This is a genomic window from Bacillus sp. X1(2014) (assembly GCF_007678255.1).
Genome location: NZ_VEED01000025.1, coordinates 16,794 through 38,547, shown reverse-complemented (window position 1 = coordinate 38,547; position 21,754 = coordinate 16,794). Strand labels below are relative to the sequence as shown.

The 21,754-nt window shown below is 40.1% G+C and carries 22 protein-coding genes; 1 reads left to right on the top strand and 21 read right to left on the bottom strand.

The window, feature by feature from the left end; genetic code table 11:
• Positions 1–113: 113 nt before the first annotated feature.
• From FS608_RS26970 to FS608_RS26925, 10 genes are all read right to left on the bottom strand, one after another.
• Entirely contained in the window at positions 114–1,130 is a 1,017-nt protein-coding gene (locus FS608_RS26970; protein WP_144555625.1) for a serine/threonine protein kinase, read from the bottom strand.
• The gene (locus FS608_RS26965; protein WP_144555624.1) at positions 1,099–1,836 is read right to left on the bottom strand and encodes a vWA domain-containing protein; all 738 of its coding nucleotides are present in this window, start codon (positions 1,834–1,836) and stop codon (positions 1,099–1,101) included. The genes FS608_RS26970 and FS608_RS26965 overlap by 32 nt, the downstream gene beginning before the upstream one ends.
• A gap of 95 nt (positions 1,837–1,931) precedes the next feature.
• Complete coding sequence (gene spoIIE, locus FS608_RS26960) at positions 1,932–4,409, bottom strand: stage II sporulation protein E (RefSeq protein WP_144555623.1); 2,478 nt, start codon at positions 4,407–4,409, stop codon at positions 1,932–1,934.
• A 243-nt stretch (positions 4,410–4,652) separates the two neighbouring features.
• On the bottom strand, positions 4,653–5,090 hold the full coding sequence (locus FS608_RS26955) for a S1 domain-containing RNA-binding protein (protein ID WP_144555622.1): 438 nt from the start codon (positions 5,088–5,090) through the stop codon (positions 4,653–4,655).
• A gap of 95 nt (positions 5,091–5,185) precedes the next feature.
• Positions 5,186–5,569, bottom strand: coding sequence for an FtsB family cell division protein (locus FS608_RS26950; RefSeq protein ID WP_144555621.1), 384 nt, complete (start codon positions 5,567–5,569; stop codon positions 5,186–5,188).
• A gap of 13 nt (positions 5,570–5,582) precedes the next feature.
• On the bottom strand, positions 5,583–6,215 hold the full coding sequence (yabQ, locus tag FS608_RS26945) for a spore cortex biosynthesis protein YabQ (RefSeq protein WP_144555620.1): 633 nt from the start codon (positions 6,213–6,215) through the stop codon (positions 5,583–5,585).
• Positions 6,212–6,514 (bottom strand): sporulation protein YabP, encoded by a 303-nt coding sequence (gene yabP, locus FS608_RS26940; RefSeq protein ID WP_144555619.1) that lies wholly within the window; start codon positions 6,512–6,514, stop codon positions 6,212–6,214. Before yabP ends, yabQ begins: the two co-directional genes overlap by 4 nt.
• Before the next feature lie 78 nt (positions 6,515–6,592).
• Positions 6,593–6,868: an RNA-binding S4 domain-containing protein gene (locus tag FS608_RS26935; RefSeq protein WP_026565458.1), complete on the bottom strand. Its 276-nt coding sequence runs from the start codon at positions 6,866–6,868 to the stop codon at positions 6,593–6,595.
• A gap of 17 nt (positions 6,869–6,885) precedes the next feature.
• Positions 6,886–8,355, bottom strand: a complete 1,470-nt coding sequence (yabN, locus tag FS608_RS26930; protein ID WP_144555618.1) for a bifunctional methyltransferase/pyrophosphohydrolase YabN — start codon at positions 8,353–8,355, stop codon at positions 6,886–6,888.
• Entirely contained in the window at positions 8,349–9,965 is a 1,617-nt protein-coding gene (locus FS608_RS26925; protein ID WP_144555617.1) for a putative polysaccharide biosynthesis protein, read from the bottom strand. The genes yabN and FS608_RS26925 overlap by 7 nt, the downstream gene beginning before the upstream one ends.
• Before the next feature lie 110 nt (positions 9,966–10,075).
• Between FS608_RS26925 and FS608_RS30985 the strand changes: the two genes are divergently transcribed.
• On the top strand, positions 10,076–10,261 hold the full coding sequence (locus FS608_RS30985) for a hypothetical protein (protein WP_222127414.1): 186 nt from the start codon (positions 10,076–10,078) through the stop codon (positions 10,259–10,261).
• Here the strand turns inward: FS608_RS30985 and spoVT are convergent.
• From spoVT to ispE, 11 genes are all read right to left on the bottom strand, one after another.
• Positions 10,256–10,792 carry a stage V sporulation protein T gene (spoVT, locus tag FS608_RS26920; protein ID WP_144555616.1) on the bottom strand — a complete coding sequence of 179 codons (537 nt, stop codon included), beginning with the start codon at positions 10,790–10,792 and terminating at the stop codon, positions 10,256–10,258. The genes FS608_RS30985 and spoVT overlap by 6 nt on opposite strands.
• A 239-nt stretch (positions 10,793–11,031) precedes the next feature.
• Positions 11,032–14,577 (bottom strand): transcription-repair coupling factor, encoded by a 3,546-nt coding sequence (gene mfd, locus FS608_RS26915; RefSeq protein ID WP_144555615.1) that lies wholly within the window; start codon positions 14,575–14,577, stop codon positions 11,032–11,034.
• 100 nt (positions 14,578–14,677) lie between these two features.
• Entirely contained in the window at positions 14,678–14,908 is a 231-nt protein-coding gene (gene fin / locus FS608_RS26910) for an anti-sigma-F factor Fin (protein ID WP_144555614.1), read from the bottom strand.
• Between the two features lie 141 nt (positions 14,909–15,049).
• Positions 15,050–15,613, bottom strand: a complete 564-nt coding sequence (gene pth / locus FS608_RS26905) for an aminoacyl-tRNA hydrolase (RefSeq protein WP_144555613.1) — start codon at positions 15,611–15,613, stop codon at positions 15,050–15,052.
• A 176-nt stretch (positions 15,614–15,789) separates the two neighbouring features.
• Positions 15,790–16,422 (bottom strand): 50S ribosomal protein L25/general stress protein Ctc, encoded by a 633-nt coding sequence (locus tag FS608_RS26900; RefSeq protein ID WP_144555612.1) that lies wholly within the window; start codon positions 16,420–16,422, stop codon positions 15,790–15,792.
• A gap of 150 nt (positions 16,423–16,572) precedes the next feature.
• On the bottom strand, positions 16,573–17,529 hold the full coding sequence (locus FS608_RS26895) for a ribose-phosphate diphosphokinase (RefSeq protein WP_144555611.1): 957 nt from the start codon (positions 17,527–17,529) through the stop codon (positions 16,573–16,575).
• A 23-nt stretch (positions 17,530–17,552) separates the two neighbouring features.
• Entirely contained in the window at positions 17,553–18,926 is a 1,374-nt protein-coding gene (glmU, locus tag FS608_RS26890; protein ID WP_144555610.1) for a bifunctional UDP-N-acetylglucosamine diphosphorylase/glucosamine-1-phosphate N-acetyltransferase GlmU, read from the bottom strand.
• 207 nt (positions 18,927–19,133) lie between these two features.
• A complete protein-coding gene (spoVG, locus tag FS608_RS26885; RefSeq protein ID WP_026565468.1) occupies positions 19,134–19,424 on the bottom strand; it encodes a septation regulator SpoVG in 291 nt (96 codons plus the stop codon).
• A gap of 139 nt (positions 19,425–19,563) precedes the next feature.
• Positions 19,564–19,938 (bottom strand): RidA family protein, encoded by a 375-nt coding sequence (locus tag FS608_RS26880; RefSeq protein WP_144555609.1) that lies wholly within the window; start codon positions 19,936–19,938, stop codon positions 19,564–19,566.
• Between the two features lie 15 nt (positions 19,939–19,953).
• Positions 19,954–20,772 (bottom strand): pur operon repressor, encoded by an 819-nt coding sequence (gene purR, locus FS608_RS26875; protein WP_144555608.1) that lies wholly within the window; start codon positions 20,770–20,772, stop codon positions 19,954–19,956.
• Between the two features lie 56 nt (positions 20,773–20,828).
• On the bottom strand, positions 20,829–21,698 hold the full coding sequence (ispE, locus tag FS608_RS26870; RefSeq protein ID WP_144555607.1) for a 4-(cytidine 5'-diphospho)-2-C-methyl-D-erythritol kinase: 870 nt from the start codon (positions 21,696–21,698) through the stop codon (positions 20,829–20,831).
• Positions 21,699–21,754: the final 56 nt, after the last annotated feature.

The following is a 21,754-nucleotide window of genomic DNA, read 5'->3' as shown; positions in this document are numbered from 1 at the left end:
TAAAGTATCAAAGCATTGGTATTACAAATAGACTAGAAATTTTTCCTATCCATTTATTGAAATCTTCACGTATTAAATGTTATACGAATGACTTAACAAATAGTTTCAAACATTTATAGTAATTTATTAAATGTATACCATGCGTATAAAAGGCCTAACACAATAGCGATTAACCAGAATTCCATCCAACTGCTTTTTTTCTTCTTTTTACGGTAGTGCTGCCTTGTCATTGACTTGCTTCCCACAGACCCTGGATTAGGCTGTTGTTTTTGTGCTGGTTTACTCGTTCCAGCAGTCTTTACGGGTGCAGGATCCGGATTTTTCTTATCAATCATCAGGTCTAATAAGTCTGATCTCATTTGTTTCGCGCTGCTATATTGGCCTTGAAGTGCTTTTAGGATTACCGTTTCCCAAATTACTAACTCTGGTTTCTGACGGATAGCATCCCTTAATTGCGCGATTCCCCCCGTCGTTTTCGTTAATCGTTTCGGATAAGCAGTGTTGATCATAATCATGGCCACTGCAAACAGGTCATAAGAAGGTTCGGCCTTCCTTGAACCAAGCCCCCAATAGCCACGGTCATAAAACTCCGTAAACTCCTTAATAGCTCTTCCCTGAATGGTGGTTCCGCCTACATCAATGCACCTTATTTTAGGAGGCGGTCCGTTGACAATTAGATTTTCCGGCTTTAGGTCGCCAAATACCCAGCCGTTTTCATGAAGCTTGTCTAAATCATTTAACAGCTGCAAAAATAAAACACTCGTCCATGATCTTCCCTTTTGTTGTAAAAACGATAAGAAGTCAGGACCATCGATGTATTCCATGACATAAAAAGAAATACGCCCTTGATTACTTTGCCAATCATCAACATCAAGCAAAGAAGGCCCAAGGGTTGGGGTTCCCTGGACCTTTGCTAAGGATTTTAAAACATTTACTTCTGAAGTAATCGACATACCATTATCACTCATTTTCAATGCTACTTGAGTGTTATGATGCTTGGCAAGGTAGACAACCCCATTTGCTCCAAATCCAAGTTCCCTTACAATTGTGTACTTTTTCAAATGCCATTTCCCTGAAATGATCGTTCCTGGACTGACCTTACATTGACTCTTCAAAGTATGATTCATCATCACGTGAAAGAAGGCTCCTTAAGGATTGTTTTTGATCAAACGAGGATAGCGCTGTCCGTAACGCTGGCCCTGTCGGTGTTATTCCCCCTGTAGACAATTGGGAAAATACACTTGTCAATGTTTGCAGCTTTGGTGTCCAATCCAGCAATTTTTCGACATCTTTCTTTTTCCCGGGAAATACGTAAACTGAAAATTGATTATCACCTGTACGAGCATTCAAGCTTAGAGAGAGGTCAAGGAGTGCTTCTTTTACTGTCGGCAGCTTGTGTTTCATACTGGCACTTGTATCGACAAGGATCAACACCTCTAATTCGACAGTTTCTCCTAATTCATCCACAACCTCCATTACTTCGCCGCGCTTTTCAGGCGGGAGGTCTTCCATGGTTTGTGACCGTCCCAAAATTTGCTGCAATTCTCTGTTTACAACTCCTTGAATCGTCTGATTCATGGCTTTGCGGGTAACCATCTGGACGGTTTGCGATAATTGCTGGGCATAGACAATCTGACTGACTCCCCCGCCTGACATGGCGATCCCTTCAATTTCGGTCATCCCTTTTTCATCAATGGTATCTTGTTCCATCACCCCAATAACATTAACAGTGATTCCCTGTTCTCTAGCGAGTGCAGCCATGGCAATTGGATCGTCTCCTTGATTGGAACATCCATCAGTAATAAGTAAAATTTGGCGAATCTTCCCTGTATACATAACCTTCTCCCTCCACTACATGTATTGGTACCATTTTCGACGGGAAGAAGGTGATTTATACATATTTTAATAGAAGACTGCGTAAAATAACTTGTTTAGGCTTGGCGCTTTAATTTTTGCACAGGAATTGACGCCCATTTTGGTGTATTATGTTTTATTTTTGCAACGGTCACCGTCATATCATCATGGATAATTTCTGATCGCGATCGAATGACTTCCTCAAGAAGTAAATCTGCTACTTCTTGTGGATCGTCTGTCTCTAATCCTTGTAGTTTCCGCTTCATCCATAAATCATAGTTTTCTACATGTAAAGGTCCTTCAAACACCCCATCACTCATCATGATGAGTAAATCTCCAGCCTTCAATTGTTCACTTACCACATCCACTTCAAATTCTTGAATCATCCCGATTGGCAAATTGCTGGCTTGAATTTTAATAATCTTATTTCCTCTCTTTATAAAGCTTGGTGTGGAACCAATCTTAAGGAACTTCGCTGATGCATTTTGCAGATCAATCATGGCTAAATCTAATGTAGAAAAAATTTCATCCGTTGTCCGGAGCGAAAGAATTGAATTAACAGATTTAATTGCCACCTTTTCCTCAATGCCTGATTGGAGGATCTTTTGTAAAAGAAGCAATGTTTCTTTACTCTCGTAATGTGCCCTTTCTCCATTTCCCATCCCATCGCTGATAGCAATTGCATATTTACCAAATCCGAGTTCAATCGTCGAATAGCTATCACCGGAAACTAGACCGCCATCCTTTGCGGCATGGGCTACACCTGTTTCCACCGTATACGCTTTTGATGACCTGAATGTCACATGACAAAAGTCAGTTGGAACGGTTGCACATTCTTCCAGTCTGACAACGATCGTCTCACCAAGAATATCTGATAGCATAGGTGCAATTAACTTTTCACATTCACCATGGCCATTGCAAAATGGCAAGGACATTTCAATATCAACATTTCCTTGTTCAAGACTATAAATTTCCACCTGCTCAATATGAATACCGAACGACTGCATCGCCTCCATAATTTGTTCTTCCTGTTTGTGGTGATTTTCTCTTTCCCGCTGTATCTCCTTTGCGAAATTCTCCATTACTTCTGACACACCTAACAATTGATCAGCAACAAGCTTACGACTCTCCTGAACCTGTCGTTTCAGCTTTTGGTTAGCTTGGAAAAAGGTTAATTCCTGGCCAATTGATTCATAGACTCTTTTGGAACGTGTACAAATTTTTTCCCACTCCCTTGCTAGTTTAGAAGAAATATTCCCATCGTTCTGGTCCATTTCATGAATAATCTCTTCCATATAAGCATAGGTTGTATTAAAATTGCTCGCCCAACATTGATCCTTCTTAAAGCATGTTTGGCAGGTTTTTTCAGTCACGTTGCTCATAAAGTAGTCCATTTCCCGCGCATGTTCATCTTCCCTTGGCTGAACTTCCATTTGTGAAAAGCTTTTGGACAGGGCATGGAAGACATTCGAGAATTGTGATACCCGCTGCGCAGTGACGTCGCGCATCTTCCGCATATATTTTTGTTGTTCAGCTGTGTATTCTGGCGTACCAGGAATATATTTTGCTAATCTTGAAGTTAAAACCTGAGGTGTTAGCAGGAATAAGAAAACAGCCGCTGTGGTTTCTAAAACGGTCATCAGAATCGAGCCATCGCCGCCTTCCCCATACATGGCAATGAGGAGCGTGGCAATAAATAAACCAATCGATACACCTATTTTCTTACCTTCCTTCATTAGGCCGCCCAGAACACCTGAAAAAGCTAGTAGACTCATATGATAAAAACTTGAAACACTAGCAAGGCTAAAAATTAACCCCGTGACCACCCCAACAGTGGAACCTACCGTTGCTCCTGCAATAAATGAAAACACCAGCACTAAGTATCTCGACAGGATATGTTCCACCGATAAGTCATATACCTTCCAGCCAATTGTCCCTGTCATGATGGAAGCTAGCATGATAATCAAACAGACGATTTCTTCCGTCTTTAACAATTGTCTCCGTTTGTTAAAGGTTAACAATGGAATACTTTGTAAAAAGATAAGTGTCAATATAAAAGCAAGACTTGTCTGTACCCCGACCATCATGAAATCATATAGTGTCAATTGTGTCGAAAGGATAAACGCTTCAGCTAGTTTCCCCAATCCAAGTACAATCGCGACAAAAAATGGCGCTGCCTTCAGCTCATTTCTTAGCCATTTCTTGCTAATACGAAAAACAACGATAAAACCAAGGGTAATAATAAAGGTACTGGCAGCATTTGATAATGAAATGGTCACTGCTCCGATAACTAGTCCGATCAAGGCAAGCGGTGCCCGATCTCGTTTAATTAAATAAACAGAAGCGAAGAAGGGAAGGCAAAAAGGGGTCAGCTTCGCCAAAATCAAGGCCCGTCCGAGCAAAAAACCAACAAATAATAGTAAGAACCCCTTTTTTATGAAAAAGGACTCAAGCATTAGTTGAATTTTTTTCAATCCACTTTGCAAAGCCCATTTGGATGGCTGAAGATTAACTTCACTGACGGGTTCTATGAAACTTGCATTTGTCTTTTCCATAAATCACACTCCCTATTTTTTCATTGTTCAGATAATTATAAAATTAATAGACTTAGAAGTTTGTCAAATTAGTGAACAAGCCAAAAAAATCGTTCGACGGTTTTCACTATTATCATTCAAATAATATTAATTAGTGTCGAAACAAAATTAAAAAATACAAAAAAGACAGGTCATTTCGACCTGTCTTTAAATATAGATATGAAGTGACTCCACTTTTTATCTGATTAAAAGTTTAGCAGCAAGTTACCCCCGCTTAGCTCCTCTTCCTCCACGTTTGGACTCTGTGTTCCTTTTTAAGGAAGATAAACGATCCTCACTATCTTTTAAGAATTTTGCCATTTTGGTTTCAAAATTTTCCGGCTTAAAATTATTACGATCGTTGTTTCTACCCTGACGAGGGCGTTGTGAGTTTGAGTTAGAGTAGGATCTTTGCTGCGACTCAGGGCGATCCTTGGCCTTTTTAATCGACAGTCCAATCTTCCCATCCTTCTCAACATTAATGACTTTTACCTCTACTTGGTCGCCAACCTTCAGATGGTCATTAATATCCTTCACATAATTGTCTGCGACCTCACTGATGTGTACGAGTCCTGTTGAGCCCTCAGGCAGCTCCACAAACGCTCCAAAATTAGTAATCCCGGTTACCTTTCCTTGTAACTTGCTGCCTACTTCAATTGACATAAAAAGAATGTTCCTCCTTAAAAGTATAAAAAATCAATCTTACTCTATATTATACAAAAAGAAAAAAATCAGTGTCAATATGACTATAAATTGGTTCATTTACCCTTCTTTTCATCTGGAATATTAAAAATGATTTCACCTTTACTGGAGAAAAAGTACTCTTTTCTTGCCAACTTTGCAATATAATCATCATCATTTAATTTAATAATATTTTCATTTAGAATTTCTTGCTGCCCTTTTAATTGCTTCAACTCATGATCCAGCTGCTTCTTCTGTGCAATCTTAGCATTGAGCTTTGCCGTTTGGGAAATGTTACTGGAAATCATCAAGTAAGAGAGAATGCTCGCAAAAACCAGAAATATTGTCAGCCTTCTTGCTAATAACTTCTTTTTCCTAGCTGAAGCAATTTCTGCATATTCTTGCTGCTTTACAAAGGTTGTCTGAATCTTTGATACACTACTCTTTTGTTCTGCTCCCATTTCCCTCACCGCCTTACTCTTTTCGTTTTTTCCATTTATCTATTAACTTAGTAATATAATTCCTGATTCTCTGAAAATTTCCTGCCGTTTTATTATATAACTTCTCGACGGATTTTTTAATACTTTTCGGCAAAAGTTTCCAAAAAAGCAACAGGATTTTTTGCAACGGAACGAAAATAATTTTGACTATTAATAATAAAACCTTACCAATAAATTTAACAAGGGTGAAAAGGCCCCTGCCAATCGCAATGATAATGATGATAACTAACTGAACAAGACCAACAATTGGCTTATAGATCAAGAGCTGGAAGGTCTTTTTTAGGAAGCGGCTGATCGCAATAACAGATCTTATCACAAATTCGAGCAAGCGAAGGTAGATGCCCTTAAATAGGCTCTGATAAGCAGCAAATCCACAAATAAGAGCGAGGAAGATATAAAACCTAAGCTCGCCATTATTGACTAAAAATAGGGTATAAAAAATAATCACTGCTTGAATAATCCAAAAGAGTAAATCATTAAAAAAGACAATCCATTGCTTCCTTTTCGGCCGCTTTAAAAACCGCTGATAGGTATCGAGCATGGCACCAAACAACGTGCCCATTCCAATCATCGAAAGCAGGGTGAAAAATTGAGTCGAGAGGGTCATCGGAATAACTTACTAAAGAATCCTTTAGCTTTCTCCCCGTGCTGTTCATCAAGGTAAACCAAATCAAAGATCTTTCCCTTGATCGAAACCAGCCCCTTTTCTACATCTAAATTTTTCATTTGCAGGTTTTGACCTTTGATGGCTAAAAACCCCATAGATGTCTCGAGTAAAAACTCTTCATTATCAAAACTTTCAACTTGTTTAACCCCTGTAATATCAAGCAGTTTTCGGCCCCTCATGATGACATCATGTTCTGGAACGCTGCTCTTTGATGGATTATTCTCATAAAATTGGCTCATTAACATCCCTCACAATCATTTGTACAACCTTTTTGATACATATTTATGTGAGGGATGAAAGAATTAGAACCCGGTTACTTAAAAGGGCGATTCAGTGGAGCCAATTCTTTCTTCATTTATGATGGTATACATTTCTGCGGCTTCTTCCTTGCGTGTAGTATCTTGAATCCGGTCAATCCTTGCCGTTACCTTTCTTTGCCCCAAACGAATGGTTAATTCATCGCCGACTTTTACTGTTGAACTGGCCTTTGCCTCTTTCCCATTAATTTCAATTCTCCCTTGATCCGATACTTCCTTTGCCAGAGTCCTCCTTTTAATTAAACGAGATACTTTTAAAAATTTATCAAGACGCATGTAGTTTTCCCCCTCTTTTATAATCCCTTAACTTTTGCTTCATCCCAATATTGATCAAGTTGTTCAAGTGTATGTTCCTCAAATGTCCTTCCGCTTTCCTTTACCCTTTCCTCGACAAACTGAAACCGGCGGGTAAACTTTTCATTGGTTTTAAACAAAGCTTCTTCTGGATGAATCTTTAAGAATCTGGCCACATTCACAAATGCAAATAATAAATCACCAAATTCCCCTTTCGCTCGTTCCATCCCTTCTTCTGTTCCATCTAGTTCCTGCACAAATTCTTCGAGCTCTTCCTTCACTTTCTCCAAAGCAGGGGTAATTTCCTGCCAATCAAAGCCAACCTTGGCTGCTTTCTTTTGTATTTCATAGGCTCTTATCAGATTAGGTAATGCCATCGACACACCCTCAAGTAAAGAGGCAGGTTCTTCTCCACCCTTTTCCTGTTTCTTAATCTCCTGCCAATTTCGAAGGACCTCTTCTGCATTGTCTGCCTCAACATTACCGAACACATGGGGATGGCGTCGAATCATTTTCGCTGATAATCCCTCAATAATGTCATCTATCGAAAAATAACCATCATCCTCGCCAATTTGCGCATGGAGCATGACCTGCAACAGCACATCACCAAGTTCTTCGATTAAATGATCAATATCTCCACTATTTATCGCATCAATAACCTCGTAGGTTTCTTCAATTAAGTATTTCTTTAAGGATTCATGTGTTTGCTCCCTGTCCCATGGACAGCCTGTTGGACTTCTAAGTTCAGCAATAATTTCACGTAGTTTTGAAAAATTCTTCAACAGGATTTGTTCCACTTTGACTGGCGGGATATATACGGACGTTAAATTGTTGATCGAAACATTTCGGTCCAACTCATATAAAGGTACTTGCTCAATGATTTCCTGACTGCTTCCTGCTGCCGTTACAATATACACTAAATAATCATCAGGTAATTTTTCCATTAACGTTAATTTTACGTTAGAAGCAACAAATTGATCGTATACTTGACCAATGATCATATGTTGTTCAATCTGCAGCTGCTCTTTGGAAAGTAATGTCCCGTCAAGCAATTGAAATCCTTCAATGGGGTCAATTTTTAACGAAGTGAATAAGGCGTCAATAAAACTTTGACCGCCGCCAATCGTAATTTCAATCCCTCGCATTGGTCCATACTCTATAAGGAGCTGTACGGTCCGCTCCGCCACAAGCGGATGACCTGGAACCGCATAAACCACCGTCTCGCGGCCAGCCTTATCCAATAGTGTCTGAACAATTTCTTCATATACTTCCTCAAATTGATCATGTTTTTCATAAATCGAATCAAACGAAAGATAAGTAAATCCTTCTTTTTCTAACTCAGAGACAACAGGATGCTCCTTCGTCCGTAAAAATACCTCCCCTGCGTTCAGTAATTTCTTATATACACCAACGGGAAGCTGTGCTAAATCTCCTGCACCTAAACCAAGAATTTCAATCTTTTTCACCATTTATTCCTATCCTTTCGGGCCATTAATTTTATTAATTTACTTCCAAATGGAAATAATGATAGTTCTTCCTCATGAAATACCCTGCCTCGAATCATCACGAATAAAAAGAGGAATCCACCTAATATAGCAGAACTTAGCGATTGAAAGACGGCCTCGATTCGTCCAACATCACCTGTACCCAATAAATATAAATAAATTTTTAAAAAGACTACCATAGCTGCTGTCGCCATAATCACCGTCCATGCAAAGCGTAGAGAAAATAGCGAGATCCTGGTGATCTTTTTAAATTGAACGAATAACAGAACTGTAACGAGACATAGTGAAACCAGTGATGAAATGGCCGCACCCATAGTTCCATATAAGGGAACGAACACACCATTTAGCATATATTTTAACGGAAAGGCAAGGGCAGAAACGAGTGCAGGAAAAAGCATGACACCCAGCCCTTGCATAATGGCAATGATCGTTGATGTAATTGATGTAAATAGAATCATAAAACCAAGCACACCGATGACCTCAGATCCTGCGTTATTTTCAAAAAGCATCGTATTTGTTGGTTCAATAATAGCCCATAGTCCGGCCGAAGCCCCAACACCAATGATCACACTTAACTTAAGGGCAACTTGAATTTTGTGTTGCAAAAATTCCGGTTTGGCAGTTAAACGCTCTCTTGTAATTAAGGGAACGAGTGTTAAAGACATCGAGGTCGCAGCAATGGTTCCTAACTGAATAAGCGGCTGCCCCCGATCAAATATCCCCTTAAGGCCTTTAGCCACGTCCTCTTCAATTCCGCTTGAGACAAGCAGGGAGAAGAGATTTAATGAATCCCCTAGCTGGATAAAAATCATCAGCATTCCGCTGATACAAATCGTTAATCCCTGAAAGATCAGTGCCTTTAGGATCTTTTTGGCCTCACCAGCATAGTTTTGAAACATACCTGGGCTGGGTGCTATTACCTTCCATTCTTTACGAATCCACAAAAACATAAACAAGATGATTCCTGAGACCATACTACCTGTAATCGATCCAAACATTGCCCCTCCGCCGACAAGATACAGAGAATAGCCTCTTTCCATAAAAAGATATGCCAGAAAGAGTATGGTTACCACCCTTGTTGATTGTTCCCCCACCTGGGATAAGGCAGTAGGAACCATGTCGCCAACTCCTTGGTAATACCCACGTAAGATTGACATTAGCGGAAACATTAAAAACACAACCGAGACAACTCGTAAAAGAATAGCTAGATGCGGGTCATTCATCCAAACAGCGATGCTGCCCGCCCCAAAATAAAGAATCAAGAAACAAAGAAAACCAAATAATTGCAAATAAATAAAGGAGAAAAACAGCAGGAGACGTGATTTTATATCGTCACCTTTTAGTTTCTGCTCCGCATAAAGCTTAGAAATAACAACCGGAAACCCCGTCGTCGACAGGACAATGGCCATTCCATAAAACGGGTACACTTGTTGGTATATGTAAAAACCGATATCGCCAACAATGTTTTGAAAAGGAATCCGGTAAAAGGCACTTAATATTTTAGTGATTAGTGCCGCAAGCATTAAAATAAAAGCCCCCCTAAACAGAGCCTTAGACTGATTCACAGACCTCATTCATTCACCTACTACCAAAAAATACAAACTCGAAGGTTATTATATCATGGAGAGGACCTATTTTAACTAATAAAAGGCAGTGGAAGTTCATTGATGGTTTTGGCACCCTGTTGATTGGAGCGGAAGGCACGAAGACTCCTGCGGGAGTACGGGGCAGGGGAGACCCCACAGGCGCTGAAAGCGCCGAGGAGGCTCCCCGCAACGCCCGCGGAAAGCGAAGTGCCTGGAGCGGAAATCAACAGGCCAGTTTAACAGAGCCAAATAAAAAAGACAGCTCTCGCTGCCTTTTTTTATGATTCCATTTGCCTGGCGAGGAAACCTGCTGCGGTTTCAACCGCCTTTTGTTCCACTTCCCCAAGAGTTCCTTCTTTAGAAAAAATAATAACTGCTCCGATTGGGTCACCATTTGCAATAATTGGTCCAACGGTATAGGAAGTTACCGCTTCTTCATTTCCATCCACTAAGGAAATGTCGCCCTTTTGCGTGTTTAGGATTGAATTTCGTTCTTCCATCGTTTTTTCAATAACATCACTAATATTTTTATTTAAGTATTCCTTCTTAGAACCACCAGCCATTGCGATGACAGAATCTCTATCACAAATTAACACAGGGTTTCCAAGGCTATCAAAAAGTGCTTCAGCATATTCTTTCGCAAAATCACCCAACTCACTAATAGGTGAATATTTTTTCAAGATGACTTCTCCGTCTCGATCAACAAATATCTCTAACGGATCCCCTTCACGGATACGCAAAGTTCTGCGTATTTCTTTGGGAATGACAACACGACCCAAATCATCGATTCGACGAACTATTCCAGTTGCTTTCATCCAATGTTGCCTCACTTTCATCTGATGATTATTCAACTTGGTAATGATTCACTTTCCTGAAATTATATTCATCACCAACTTTGAACTTAGTATCTTTCATCTGGAAAGTTATATACATAAACGTAATATTTTTTCAAATATCTTAGAATTATCCCAAATTGGATAAAGCTTCATATCTCTGGAATGATTCGGTTAAACGGTTAACTTGAGTAATTTACCATTGTGTTGGTCAATTTCCCTTAATTTACGGGGTTTTCATGGCCCCTTTTGGCTTTGGACACACCTTTAACCATCTCAAAAGCAATGTTCAACCATTGTGACACAGGATAATCCTTGATCTTAATGACAATTTTTAGTCGAGGACCTTCCATCCCAGGAGTAACATTTCGGCCAAACTGACTGCCAATTTGGAAAATCTTACTTCCATCAATGGTGTTGGTCACCTCTTCATTTATTAAAATGGTTACTTCTTGTTTCGTCTGTTTTATCTGTTCCACACCATTAAGCAGAGCATAAACTTTCATTTCAGCTATCTGAAATAAGGAGGCAACCTCTTCTGGATACTCACCAAAACGGTCGAGCATTTCCGATTCAAGTTCCTCAATATCATCGAGGGACTCAGCACCCCTGAACCGTTTATACATCTCTATCTTTTGATGCCCATCCTTAATATATGTATCAGGAATATAGGCATCAATTTCAAGATCAATTTCGACTGATTTTTTTGCGGCTGTTCCAGCCACGCCAATGGTTGCTTTTCGCTCTTCAATCGCCTCTTTTAACATCTGTGAATAAAGGTCAAAACCAACAGAGTCAATGAAGCCATGCTGTTGGGCACCTAGTAAATTACCCGCTCCCCTGATCGATAAATCACGCATAGCAATTTTAAAACCAGAACCTAATTCGGTAAATTCTTTAATAGCTTGAAGACGCTTTTCTGCGACTTCCGTTAAGACTTTATCTTTTCGATAAGTGAAATAGGCATAGGCGACACGATTTGAACGGCCGACGCGTCCGCGGAGTTGATAAAGCTGAGAAAGCCCCATTCGATCCGCATCATAAACGATCAAAGTATTTACATTCGGTATGTCCACACCGGTTTCAATAATGGTGGTACTAACAAGAACGTCAAATTCACCGGCTAAAAAGCCGATCATCACGGTTTCCAATTCATTTTCTGTCATCTGACCATGAGCACAAACTACCCGTGCATCAGGCACAAGCATCGATATTTCTTCCGCTTTTCGTTCAATATCTTCCACCCTGTTATATAAATAATATACTTGTCCGTCTCGGGCTAGTTCCCTTTCAATCGCTTCCCGCACCAAGGATCCATTATATTCCATTACATACGTTTGGACAGGGAATCGGTTTTCAGGCGGCGTTTCAATGACTGATAGATCTCTGACACCAAGCATAGACATATGCAGGGTTCGAGGGATTGGCGTTGCCGTCAAAGTTAAGACATCGACATTTGTTTTTAGTTTCTTAATCTTTTCCTTATGGGTAACTCCAAAACGCTGTTCTTCATCAATAATCAACAGGCCTAAATCACGGTAAACAATATCTTTTGACAGCAAGCGGTGTGTTCCTACAACAATATCGATGGTCCCTGCCTTTAATCCTTTAATTGTTTCTGTTTGTTGTTTTTTCGAACGGAAACGGTTTAACAGGCCAATATTAATCGGATAATCCTGAAACCTTTCTCTTAATGTTTCATGATGCTGCTGGGCCAGAATGGTAGTAGGAACCAGAAAAGCTACTTGCTTGCCGTCAGCGATAGCCTTGAAGGCAGCCCGAATTGCTACCTCTGTTTTTCCATAGCCAACATCCCCGCAAAGGAGACGATCCATCGGACGCGGCCTTTCCATGTCTTTTTTAATCTCATGAATGGAGCGCAATTGATCATCTGTTTCTTGGTAAGCAAACGATGTTTCAAAGTCTTTTTGCAAATCCCCATCAGGTGAATAAGCATAGCCAACCGCTGCTTCCCGTTCTGCATATAATTTAATTAAATCGTCGGCAATATCTTGAACAGAAGATTGAACCTTTTTCTTGACCTTTTTCCAATCTGTTCCGCCCAGCTTATAGATCTTTGGCTCTTTACCTTCCGAACCAACGTACTTCATGACCAGGTCAATCTGTTCGACAGGGACGTACAGTTTGTCTGTCCCTTGATAACGGATATGGAGATAATCTTTATGAATGCCGTTAATGACAAGCGTTTCAATCCCTAAATACTTACCGATACCATGATTAACGTGGACTACATGATCACCAATTTTTAACTCAGAGTAACTCTTAATTCTTTCAGCATTTGATAGTTTTTGGCGATTAGTAGATTTTTTGACTCGTTTATTAAATAGTTCTTCCTCAGTAATCACCGCTATTTTCTGGATTGATAGTTCAAAACCTGTTTGCAGATTTCCTTGCATAATCTGAACTTTACCAGGCAGCAGCTGTTGTCCGCTCTTGATAACGCTCGCATTAATTTCATAGTCCTCGAGGACACGCTCTAGCTTTTTAACCCGTTCTTCATCAGGTCCTAAAAATAAAATAGAATAATTGCTTTTTTTCCATCGGTCAACTTCTGCCTTTAACAAATGCATTTGGCCGTGGAAGTTTTGCATTTGCTTGCAGGAAATATTAATAATATTTTGTGGACTAGTATTTGCCACATGCCGCAAAAATAAGGACATATAAACGATCGGCCATTCCTTTTTTTGCAAAAGGACAGTAAGGTCATGTGAAATATGTAAATCATGGACAATTTGACCGGTCCCAAGTAGACTTGTATACCACTCTGCTTCTTCTTTTACTAATGAATCATTCATTTCTTGAACCCGGCTTATTTCGTCAATAAATACAAGTCCATTTCTTGGCAGGTAGTCTAGTAGACTACTAGCGCTATCGTAGGCTAGTGACAGGTATTTAAAGACTTGGTCAGGCTTCTGTCCGTTTTTTAATTGCTCTAATTCAAAACTAATATTCTGTGACAGCTGCATTTTTGCCTTATCATCCTTCAGCTTTCGAAGGCTTTTCGATAACCCTGCTTCAAGCTTCTCAACAATTTGGCTATAATTATCTGCTTCCAATAGTACCTCTGTTGCCGGTCCAATCTGAATCTCTGAAACCTTTTCCTTCGAACGTTGATCTTCTAAAGAGAAGGAACGAATCGAGTCGATTTCTGTATCAAATAACTCAATTCGAAGCGGATTGGCTTCCGTTAGCGGATAAATATCAATGATTCCGCCTCTTACACTAAATTCTCCCGGCGTTGTCACCATTTCGGCACGAACATACCCCATTTTGACAAATGTATTTAAGGTTTGGTCGATATTAATATCTTCTCCTAATTTTAACGAAAGTTGGTATTTCCCCCATATTGACTTTGGCGGGACAATTTTCTTTAATCCTGCAATCGGGACAATTAATATTCCTTTTTTATGCTTGCTCCAGTAGTTTAAGGCCTCTATTCTTTGTGCCTTTAATTCAGGGCTGGCAATGCTCATTTCGGCAGCAATTAACTCATTGGCCGGAAAAAGGAAAACTTCCTTCTCGCCTAATAGATTGACAATATCATCATAAAGCTTTTGGGCTTGTAATAGATTATGGGTGACGAGCATGATCGGCCTTTCCATTTGTTCGTAAATAGATGCGGCTAAAACGGTTCTAGACGAACCCGATAACCCGGCAATCAGCTGTTCCTTTAGGCCCTCCTCCACCCCTGCAATCACGGAATGGACATCTTCCTGCTTGAGGAATAACGATGTTAAAGCATTCAAGGTTTCTCCTCCCTCCTTCTTCCATCAAAAATCATATTATTATTCTTATATTAGTAAATTATAAATAGAAAAACGCTTTGGATAATCAGTCCAAAGCTGGTTAGTGAATAAGGAAATCGTATTGGTGGTAATCTGGTGTCCGTTCTAAAGCTTCTTGACAGTCTTCACAAATGGCTGTGATGTGAATATCGCCAGATGAGTCATACGCAACCATTTCCAGTCTTTCTTGATCATTTAATTTATGAAGACCGAGGGCTTCGCTGTGTATGGATGCTTTGTCAATCGAACCAAGGTTGGTACCACAATGACGACAATGGTAATGGATGGCCACGCCTGTCCCTCCCTAATCTAGGATTCCTTAATAGTATGAACCTTCTGGGAGGAACTTATTCAATTAGAAACCGCTATCATCATGATCCAACATATTTTTTTATTGTTTATTGTATGAAACAAATGGGTAATTCATGAATCATCATGACTGATTATACTCATTCATTACCTGCAAGAAAGGCTTCTCTAGCCACGCTGCGCAGGCTTCTGCACTTTTTTTAACGGCCTCTTCCATTGGTGCCTTTTCATCCGGACAAAAACGGCCAAGAACATAATCAGGCACGCTCATTCCTGCTTGAGGGCGATCGATTCCAATTCTAACTCGATTAAACTCCTGGGTCCCAAGATGAGCAACTGTTGACTTAATTCCATTATGTCCACCTGGACTCCCTTTTTGCCTAAGTCTGATCTTTCCAACGGGCAAGTCAAGATCATCATAAATAACGAGCAAATCTTCTTGGGCTATTTCATAATAATCCATGACAGCCCTAATTGATTCTCCGGATAGATTCATATAGGTCAGCGGTTTTAACAAAATTGCCTTTTCGCCGTTATAAAAACCCATTCCATACAGCCCTTTAAATTTAGACTGGTTAAGAGGAATAGAAAAAGTACTTGATAGTGCATCAATGACCTCAAATCCAATATTGTGCCTCGTATGTTCATATTGTTTCCCAGGGTTACCTAAACCAACTATTAATTTCATTCTGGGTCCCACCTCTTCCGGTTTAGCCAACCTTTTAAATATTTTTCGAAACATGCTTTTTCTCCCATGAGAGTGTAATGAGGTAAAAGACGTAACCTTGTAAAGATTACGCCTTGTTGCTACTCTTTAATTTACAGTGAACAGAGAACAATGTCTAGCCTGAGGTGCAGGTCTTTTTATTCTGGAGTGGTCTCTCTGCCTTCTTCATTATCAGGATGGCCGCCATCTTGCTGCTCTCCTGCATTGATCTCATCTTCTTGTTTTGGAGGAAGGATTGAAGCAATCACTTCATCATTTTCATGGTTGATTTGGAAAGTAGATCCTTGGTTGAGAATGTCTGCAATGGTGAGCGTTTCGCCGACCTGCAGATTCGTTACATCGACCTCAATTTGTTGCGGGATATTATCTGGTGTTGATGTAATCGATAATTGATGAAGCGGCTGCTGTAAGACACCGCCATCCTTTACACCTGCTGCATCCCCAGCTAAAACAAGTCTTACCTCTACATTAATCTTGGAGGATTTATCGACCGCTAAGAAATCAACATGGATGATTTCTCTTTTAATTGAATCCTCTTGGTAATCGGTTAAGACTACGTCCTGTTTGCTGCCATCCACATCTAAAGAGATAACTCCATTCCGGCCCACTTGGCGGATTGTTTTCGTTAAGTCAGCCGAACTAACATACACTGGCTTACTATCAACCTTGGTACCATAAATGATGGCAGGGATATTTCCATTCGTTCTAATTTGCTTTAATTCTGAGTGACGGAGTTCCTTCCGTTCCTTTGCCTGTAAAACAGTACTCATATTTAACACCCTCCTATTTTATCGAAAACTGTCTATATAAAAATGCCCTAAAAAAGGTGGGTCTAAACATTTTTTTAGCGGTTTTCTAAAACATGAGGATGTCTTTAACACAAAATAGGATCCAGCTGCATGGCCAGATCCTTAAACTTTTCAATCAAACAATGTACTTACGGATTGCTCTTCGTGAACCCGAATAATTGCTTCACCAAGAAGCGGAGCAACGGATAGGTTAACGATTTTATCAATCTTTTTCTCCTCTGGAAGTGCAATCGAATTGGTAATAACTAATTCTTTGATGTTTGAATTTTGAATTCGTTCAATCGCAGGTCCTGATAAGACTGGATGAGTACAGCAAGCATACACTTCTGATGCACCGTTTTCAATTAGGGCGTTAGCAGCTAGTGTGATTGTACCGGCTGTATCAATGATATCATCAATCAAAATTGCTGTTTTTCCTTCAATATTACCGACGATATTCATGACTTCCGCCACGTTTGGTCTTGGACGGCGTTTATCAATAATCGCAATTGGTGCTTTTAACCGCTCAGCCATTTTGCGGGCTCTTGTCACGCCGCCATGGTCTGGAGAGACAATGACAATATCGCTTTGGAATTCTCTCGATTTAAAATAATCCGCTAAGATCGGTACACCCATTAAATGATCTGTAGGAATATCAAAGAATCCTTGAATTTGTGGTGCGTGCAAATCAAGACAGATAACACGGGTCGCTCCTGCCGTTTCAAGCAGAGTTGCCACTAATTTAGCTGTAATTGGCTCACGGGCACGTGCCTTACGATCCTGACGTGCATAGCCATAATAAGGCATAACAATATTAATGGTCTTGGCTGATGCTCTTTTTAACGCATCAATCATGATTAATAATTCCATGATATTTTCATTAACTGGCTGGCTAGTCGATTGGATAACATACACATCGCCGCCACGAATACTTTCTTCGATATTAATTTGAATTTCACCGTCACTAAATCTTGTGACCGAACATTTTCCTAATTCAACACCGATGAATTTCGCAATTTCTCTTGCAAGAGGGAGATTTGAATTTAAACTAAACACCTTAAGATTTGGGTCTAAATATTGATTCGACATGATAGCCTCCTAAAATCATTCACTTATTTCTTTAGATTCAGCTTTTGGACGTAATTTTCCTTATTCACTTGCTGTGCCCGGGCAATCGATAAGGCATCGCCTGGTACATCTTTCGTAATCGTCGAACCTGCCGCCACATATGCACCCTTTCCAATAGTAACAGGGGCAACTAGATTTGAATTGCAGCCAATAAAGACTCCATCTTCAATCTTAGTTAAAAATTTATTTTTTCCGTCGTAATTAACTGTTATGGAACCGCAGCCGATGTTCACATCAGAACCTACCTCTGCATCACCAATATAACTTAAATGGGAGGCTTTGCTTCCTTTTCCAAAGACAGCTTTTTTAATTTCCACGAAGTTGCCTATTTTCACTTCATCTTTTATTGTCGAATCTGGGCGAATATGAGCAAATGGCCCAATATTGACATTAGCACCAATAGAACTATTATGTGCAACTGATTGCCGGACTACCGTTTCCGCACCAATTTCACACGAATCTATTTCTGAGTTTGGTCCAATGTGGCATTCAGATCCAATCACGGTTTTGCCTTTAATCAACGTTCCTGGATAGATCACAGTGTCCTGCCCGATTTCAACATCTGTTTCAATGTAGGTATTGGCAGGGTCAATAATAGTTACTCCGTTCCTCATATGAGCTGCATTTGTTCGAGCGCGCATAATTCGCTCTGCTTCTGCAAGAGCCACACGGTCATTCACACCTAGTGTTTCTTCAAATTCATTTGTTTGGAAAGCTGTAACCACTTCCCCCTGCTTCTTTAAAATTTCAATGACATCAGGCAAATAATATTCGCCTTGTACATTGTCATTCGAAACATTCTTTAACGCTTCAAATAAGGCTGTATTATCAAAGCAATAGGTTCCTGTATTAATTTCATTGATTTTTCTTTCATCTTCAGAGGCATCTTTGTGTTCAACAATTTTTTCTACCAAACCGTCAGCGTTACGAATAATTCGGCCGTATCCAGTCGGTTCTTCAATTCTTGCTGTAAGAATCGTCGCTTTTGCTCCTAATTCTTCATGGTGTTTAAATAAATCTTCCATTGTTTCTGCTCTAATTAAAGGAGTATCACCACATACAACAATCGTTACTCCTGCTTTGCCTTCAAGGATATTCTGCGCTTGGCCTACAGCATGGGCAGTTCCTAACTGCTGATCCTGAAGAGCATATTGACTGCTGTCACCTAATTGTGCCTGAACCATTTCTGCCCCATGACCAGTAACTGTGACAATTTCTTTTATATTAAGTTTCGCTATTTGGTCAACCACATGTTGGACCATTGGTTTTCCGCATACTGGGTGTAATACTTTATATAGCTTAGATTTCATCCGCGTCCCTTGTCCCGCGGCTAAAATCACAGCATAACGATTAGACATGAACAGTCCTCCAATTAACCTTTTTATCCACTAAAAATATTAACGTAATTGAACGCTCTTTTCAAGGTATGTGAAGGAAGTGTCTATTTTTGTAATAATTAAATAATTTAAGATTGAGAGAAAGATAAGAGGCTGATGAGGGGAGGAAGTGCCTTTTGCACAATAAAAAGAGCCTTCATAGAAGAAAGGCCCTAGTTGTAAAAATCCTTAGGAAGCTCCGGCTTCTTCAAATTCTACTTCCAATTCGCCTAGACGGTGGTACTCAGCCAAAACTGCTTCTTGGATTTTACCGCGTGTTCCTGAATTGATTGGATGCGCAATGTCACGAAATTCTCCATCAGGAGTACGTTTGCTTGGCATAGCTACAAATAAACCGTTATTTCCGTCAATCACACGAATGTCATGAACGACAAACTCATTGTCCAAAGTGATTGATGCAATCGCTCTCATTCTTCCATCTGTGCTAACGCGGCGTAATCTTACGTCAGTTACTTCCATGTGCTCACACCCTTTTCTTTAGATAAAAAGCTAAGTAAATAAATTCAACAATCTTTTCAAAAATCCTTCTTTATATTCAAAATATTTTTGAAAAATTAGGGCGAAATAGTGAACACTATGGAATGAAAAATCTAATCTATTATTTAACGAGTGCGACCACTTCGATTTCCACTAATACATCCTTCGGCAATCGAGCAACCTCGACACATGAACGCGCAGGTTTGTGAATGGAGAAGTATTCACCATAGACCTCATTTAATGCAGCAAAATCATCCATATTTTTAATAAATACTGTGGTCTTTACCACTGTTTCAAATGATGCACCTGCAGCTGTTAATACCGCCTGTAAATTTTGAAATACTTGGTGAGCTTGTTCTTTAATATCGCCTGTTACTAAAGACCCTTCAGCTGTCAATGGGATTTGTCCAGAGCTATAGAACAGATTATTAACAATAATTCCTTGAGAATATGGGCCAATTGCAGCCGGTGCTTGATTAGTTTGAATTATTTTCATAAAAATTCCCTCCATCTACTTTTTTAAATAATTACCTGCTTGGACATTAATCTGCTTTTCTTTGACATCTACATCAGCTAATTGTACGAGCGAAGTATATTCATCGACAAGCCTCTCTTGTATTTTTTCTGCTTCTACTAACACAGCAATTCCTGCTAGATGGCCATTAAATTCCTCAAGCAGGCTGATCATACCCATAACTGTTCCGCCAGCCTTCATAAAATCATCCACAATCAGGACACGGGAACCTTCTTTCATACTTCGTTTTGAAAGGACCATTGTTTGTATTCTTTTCGTTGAACCAGACACATAATTAATACTAACAGTCGGACCCTCGGTAACCTTACTATCTCTTCGGACGATCACAACAGGAACATTCAACTGACTTGCCACGGCATAGGCAAGTGGAATTCCTTTTGTGGCTACAGTCATAACCACATCTATTTTTGCGTCGGTATAAGCAGAGGCGATAATGCGCCCTGCTTTTTGGACCACCTGCGGATTGCCTAAAATATCTGTTAAGTATAAATATCCTCCAGGTAACAACCTGTCAGGGTTGGCAATCAGATCACACAATTCATTGATAAAAGGCACCGCTTTTTCATGGCTTACTTTTACAAAGAATTTTACCCCGCCAGATGCCCCAGGCACGGTTTGGATCGTTCCAATTCCTCTGTTTTCAAACGTCTCTTTGATGATCGCCAAATCTTCACTAATTGACGATTTCGCAGAGTCATAACGTTCGGCAAAAAAGGTAAGCGGAACTAATTGTCGAGGATGGTCCAGTAAGTAATTTGTCATATCAATCAATCGTTCGCTGCGGCGAAATTTCATAACAAGCCCCCAAAAACACGAATATTCTAACTTAAGGATACCATTTTCGTACGTCTTCAATCAAGTGAGTGTCGTTCTCCTAACATTCGGACAGCAAATACTTGATCACAGAATCCTCTTAATCCGTTATAAATTCGGTGCATTCTTGAATCATGCTGAACAATTCCAAACACGGTCGGCCCGCTCCCGCTCATTAGGACTGCATCCGCACCAAAACGTTTCATTTGTTCCTTAATGAGTGCAACTTCAGGATGAAGGTTTAACGTTACCTCTTCTAAGACATTCCCAACGTTGCCGCATACCTTTTGGTAATCACGCTCATGGATTGCTTCAATCATACCAGCGATATTAGGATGGACCGTTTCATTAATATCGAGCCTTCGGTATACTTCAGCTGTTGACACCCCTATAAAGGGCTTTGCCAGGATGACCCAGCATGTCGGCGGGGCGGGTATTTGTGTAATAATTTCCCCTCTCCCCTTTGCCAAGGCTGTCCCACCATAAACACAAAAAGAAACATCCGACCCAATTTCGCTGCCAAGTTCGGCCAATTCATCCATGTTTAATCCAAGATTCCAAAGCTTATTCAAACCTCTTAAGGTGGCTGCAGCATCACTGCTTCCCCCCGCAAGTCCAGCTGCGACCGGAATGGTTTTTTCAATCGAAATCATCACACCTTGTTTGACATGGAATCGATCTTTTAAGAGCTGTGCAGCCTGAAAAGCTAAATTACGCTGGTCATCAGGAACATAGCGATTGTGAGAAAGGATATGTATTTTATCTTCATTTAATAACTCTAACTCTACCCGGTCCGCCAAATCAATCGTGGTCATAATCATTTCCACCTCATGGAAACCATCGGGGCGTTTGTGTAGAACATCTAATGCTAAATTAATTTTGGCCGGTGCTTTTACTAAAAGCTTCACTACGTCCACCTACTTCTGTATAATCCACTGTTTCCGAAAATCCACATTTTGTCCTA

Coding starts and splice junctions, on each gene's coding strand:
- FS608_RS26970 (WP_144555625.1), bottom strand. CDS start 1,130: ATGATGAATCATACTTTGAAGAGTCAATGTAAGGTCAGTCCAGGAACG.
- FS608_RS26965 (WP_144555624.1), bottom strand. CDS start 1,836: ATGTATACAGGGAAGATTCGCCAAATTTTACTTATTACTGATGGATGT.
- spoIIE (WP_144555623.1), bottom strand. CDS start 4,409: ATGGAAAAGACAAATGCAAGTTTCATAGAACCCGTCAGTGAAGTTAAT.
- FS608_RS26955 (WP_144555622.1), bottom strand. CDS start 5,090: ATGTCAATTGAAGTAGGCAGCAAGTTACAAGGAAAGGTAACCGGGATT.
- FS608_RS26950 (WP_144555621.1), bottom strand. CDS start 5,569: ATGGGAGCAGAACAAAAGAGTAGTGTATCAAAGATTCAGACAACCTTT.
- yabQ (WP_144555620.1), bottom strand. CDS start 6,215: ATGACCCTCTCGACTCAATTTTTCACCCTGCTTTCGATGATTGGAATG.
- yabP (WP_144555619.1), bottom strand. CDS start 6,514: ATGAGCCAATTTTATGAGAATAATCCATCAAAGAGCAGCGTTCCAGAA.
- FS608_RS26935 (WP_026565458.1), bottom strand. CDS start 6,868: ATGCGTCTTGATAAATTTTTAAAAGTATCTCGTTTAATTAAAAGGAGG.
- yabN (WP_144555618.1), bottom strand. CDS start 8,355: ATGGTGAAAAAGATTGAAATTCTTGGTTTAGGTGCAGGAGATTTAGCA.
- FS608_RS26925 (WP_144555617.1), bottom strand. CDS start 9,965: ATGAGGTCTGTGAATCAGTCTAAGGCTCTGTTTAGGGGGGCTTTTATT.
- spoVT (WP_144555616.1), bottom strand. CDS start 10,792: ATGAAAGCAACTGGAATAGTTCGTCGAATCGATGATTTGGGTCGTGTT.
- pth (WP_144555613.1), bottom strand. CDS start 15,613: ATGAAATTAATAGTTGGTTTAGGTAACCCTGGGAAACAATATGAACAT.
- FS608_RS26900 (WP_144555612.1), bottom strand. CDS start 16,422: ATGAGTACTGTTTTACAGGCAAAGGAACGGAAGGAACTCCGTCACTCA.
- FS608_RS26895 (WP_144555611.1), bottom strand. CDS start 17,529: ATGTCGAATCAATATTTAGACCCAAATCTTAAGGTGTTTAGTTTAAAT.
- glmU (WP_144555610.1), bottom strand. CDS start 18,926: ATGTCTAATCGTTATGCTGTGATTTTAGCCGCGGGACAAGGGACGCGG.
- spoVG (WP_026565468.1), bottom strand. CDS start 19,424: ATGGAAGTAACTGACGTAAGATTACGCCGCGTTAGCACAGATGGAAGA.
- FS608_RS26880 (WP_144555609.1), bottom strand. CDS start 19,938: ATGAAAATAATTCAAACTAATCAAGCACCGGCTGCAATTGGCCCATAT.
- purR (WP_144555608.1), bottom strand. CDS start 20,772: ATGAAATTTCGCCGCAGCGAACGATTGATTGATATGACAAATTACTTA.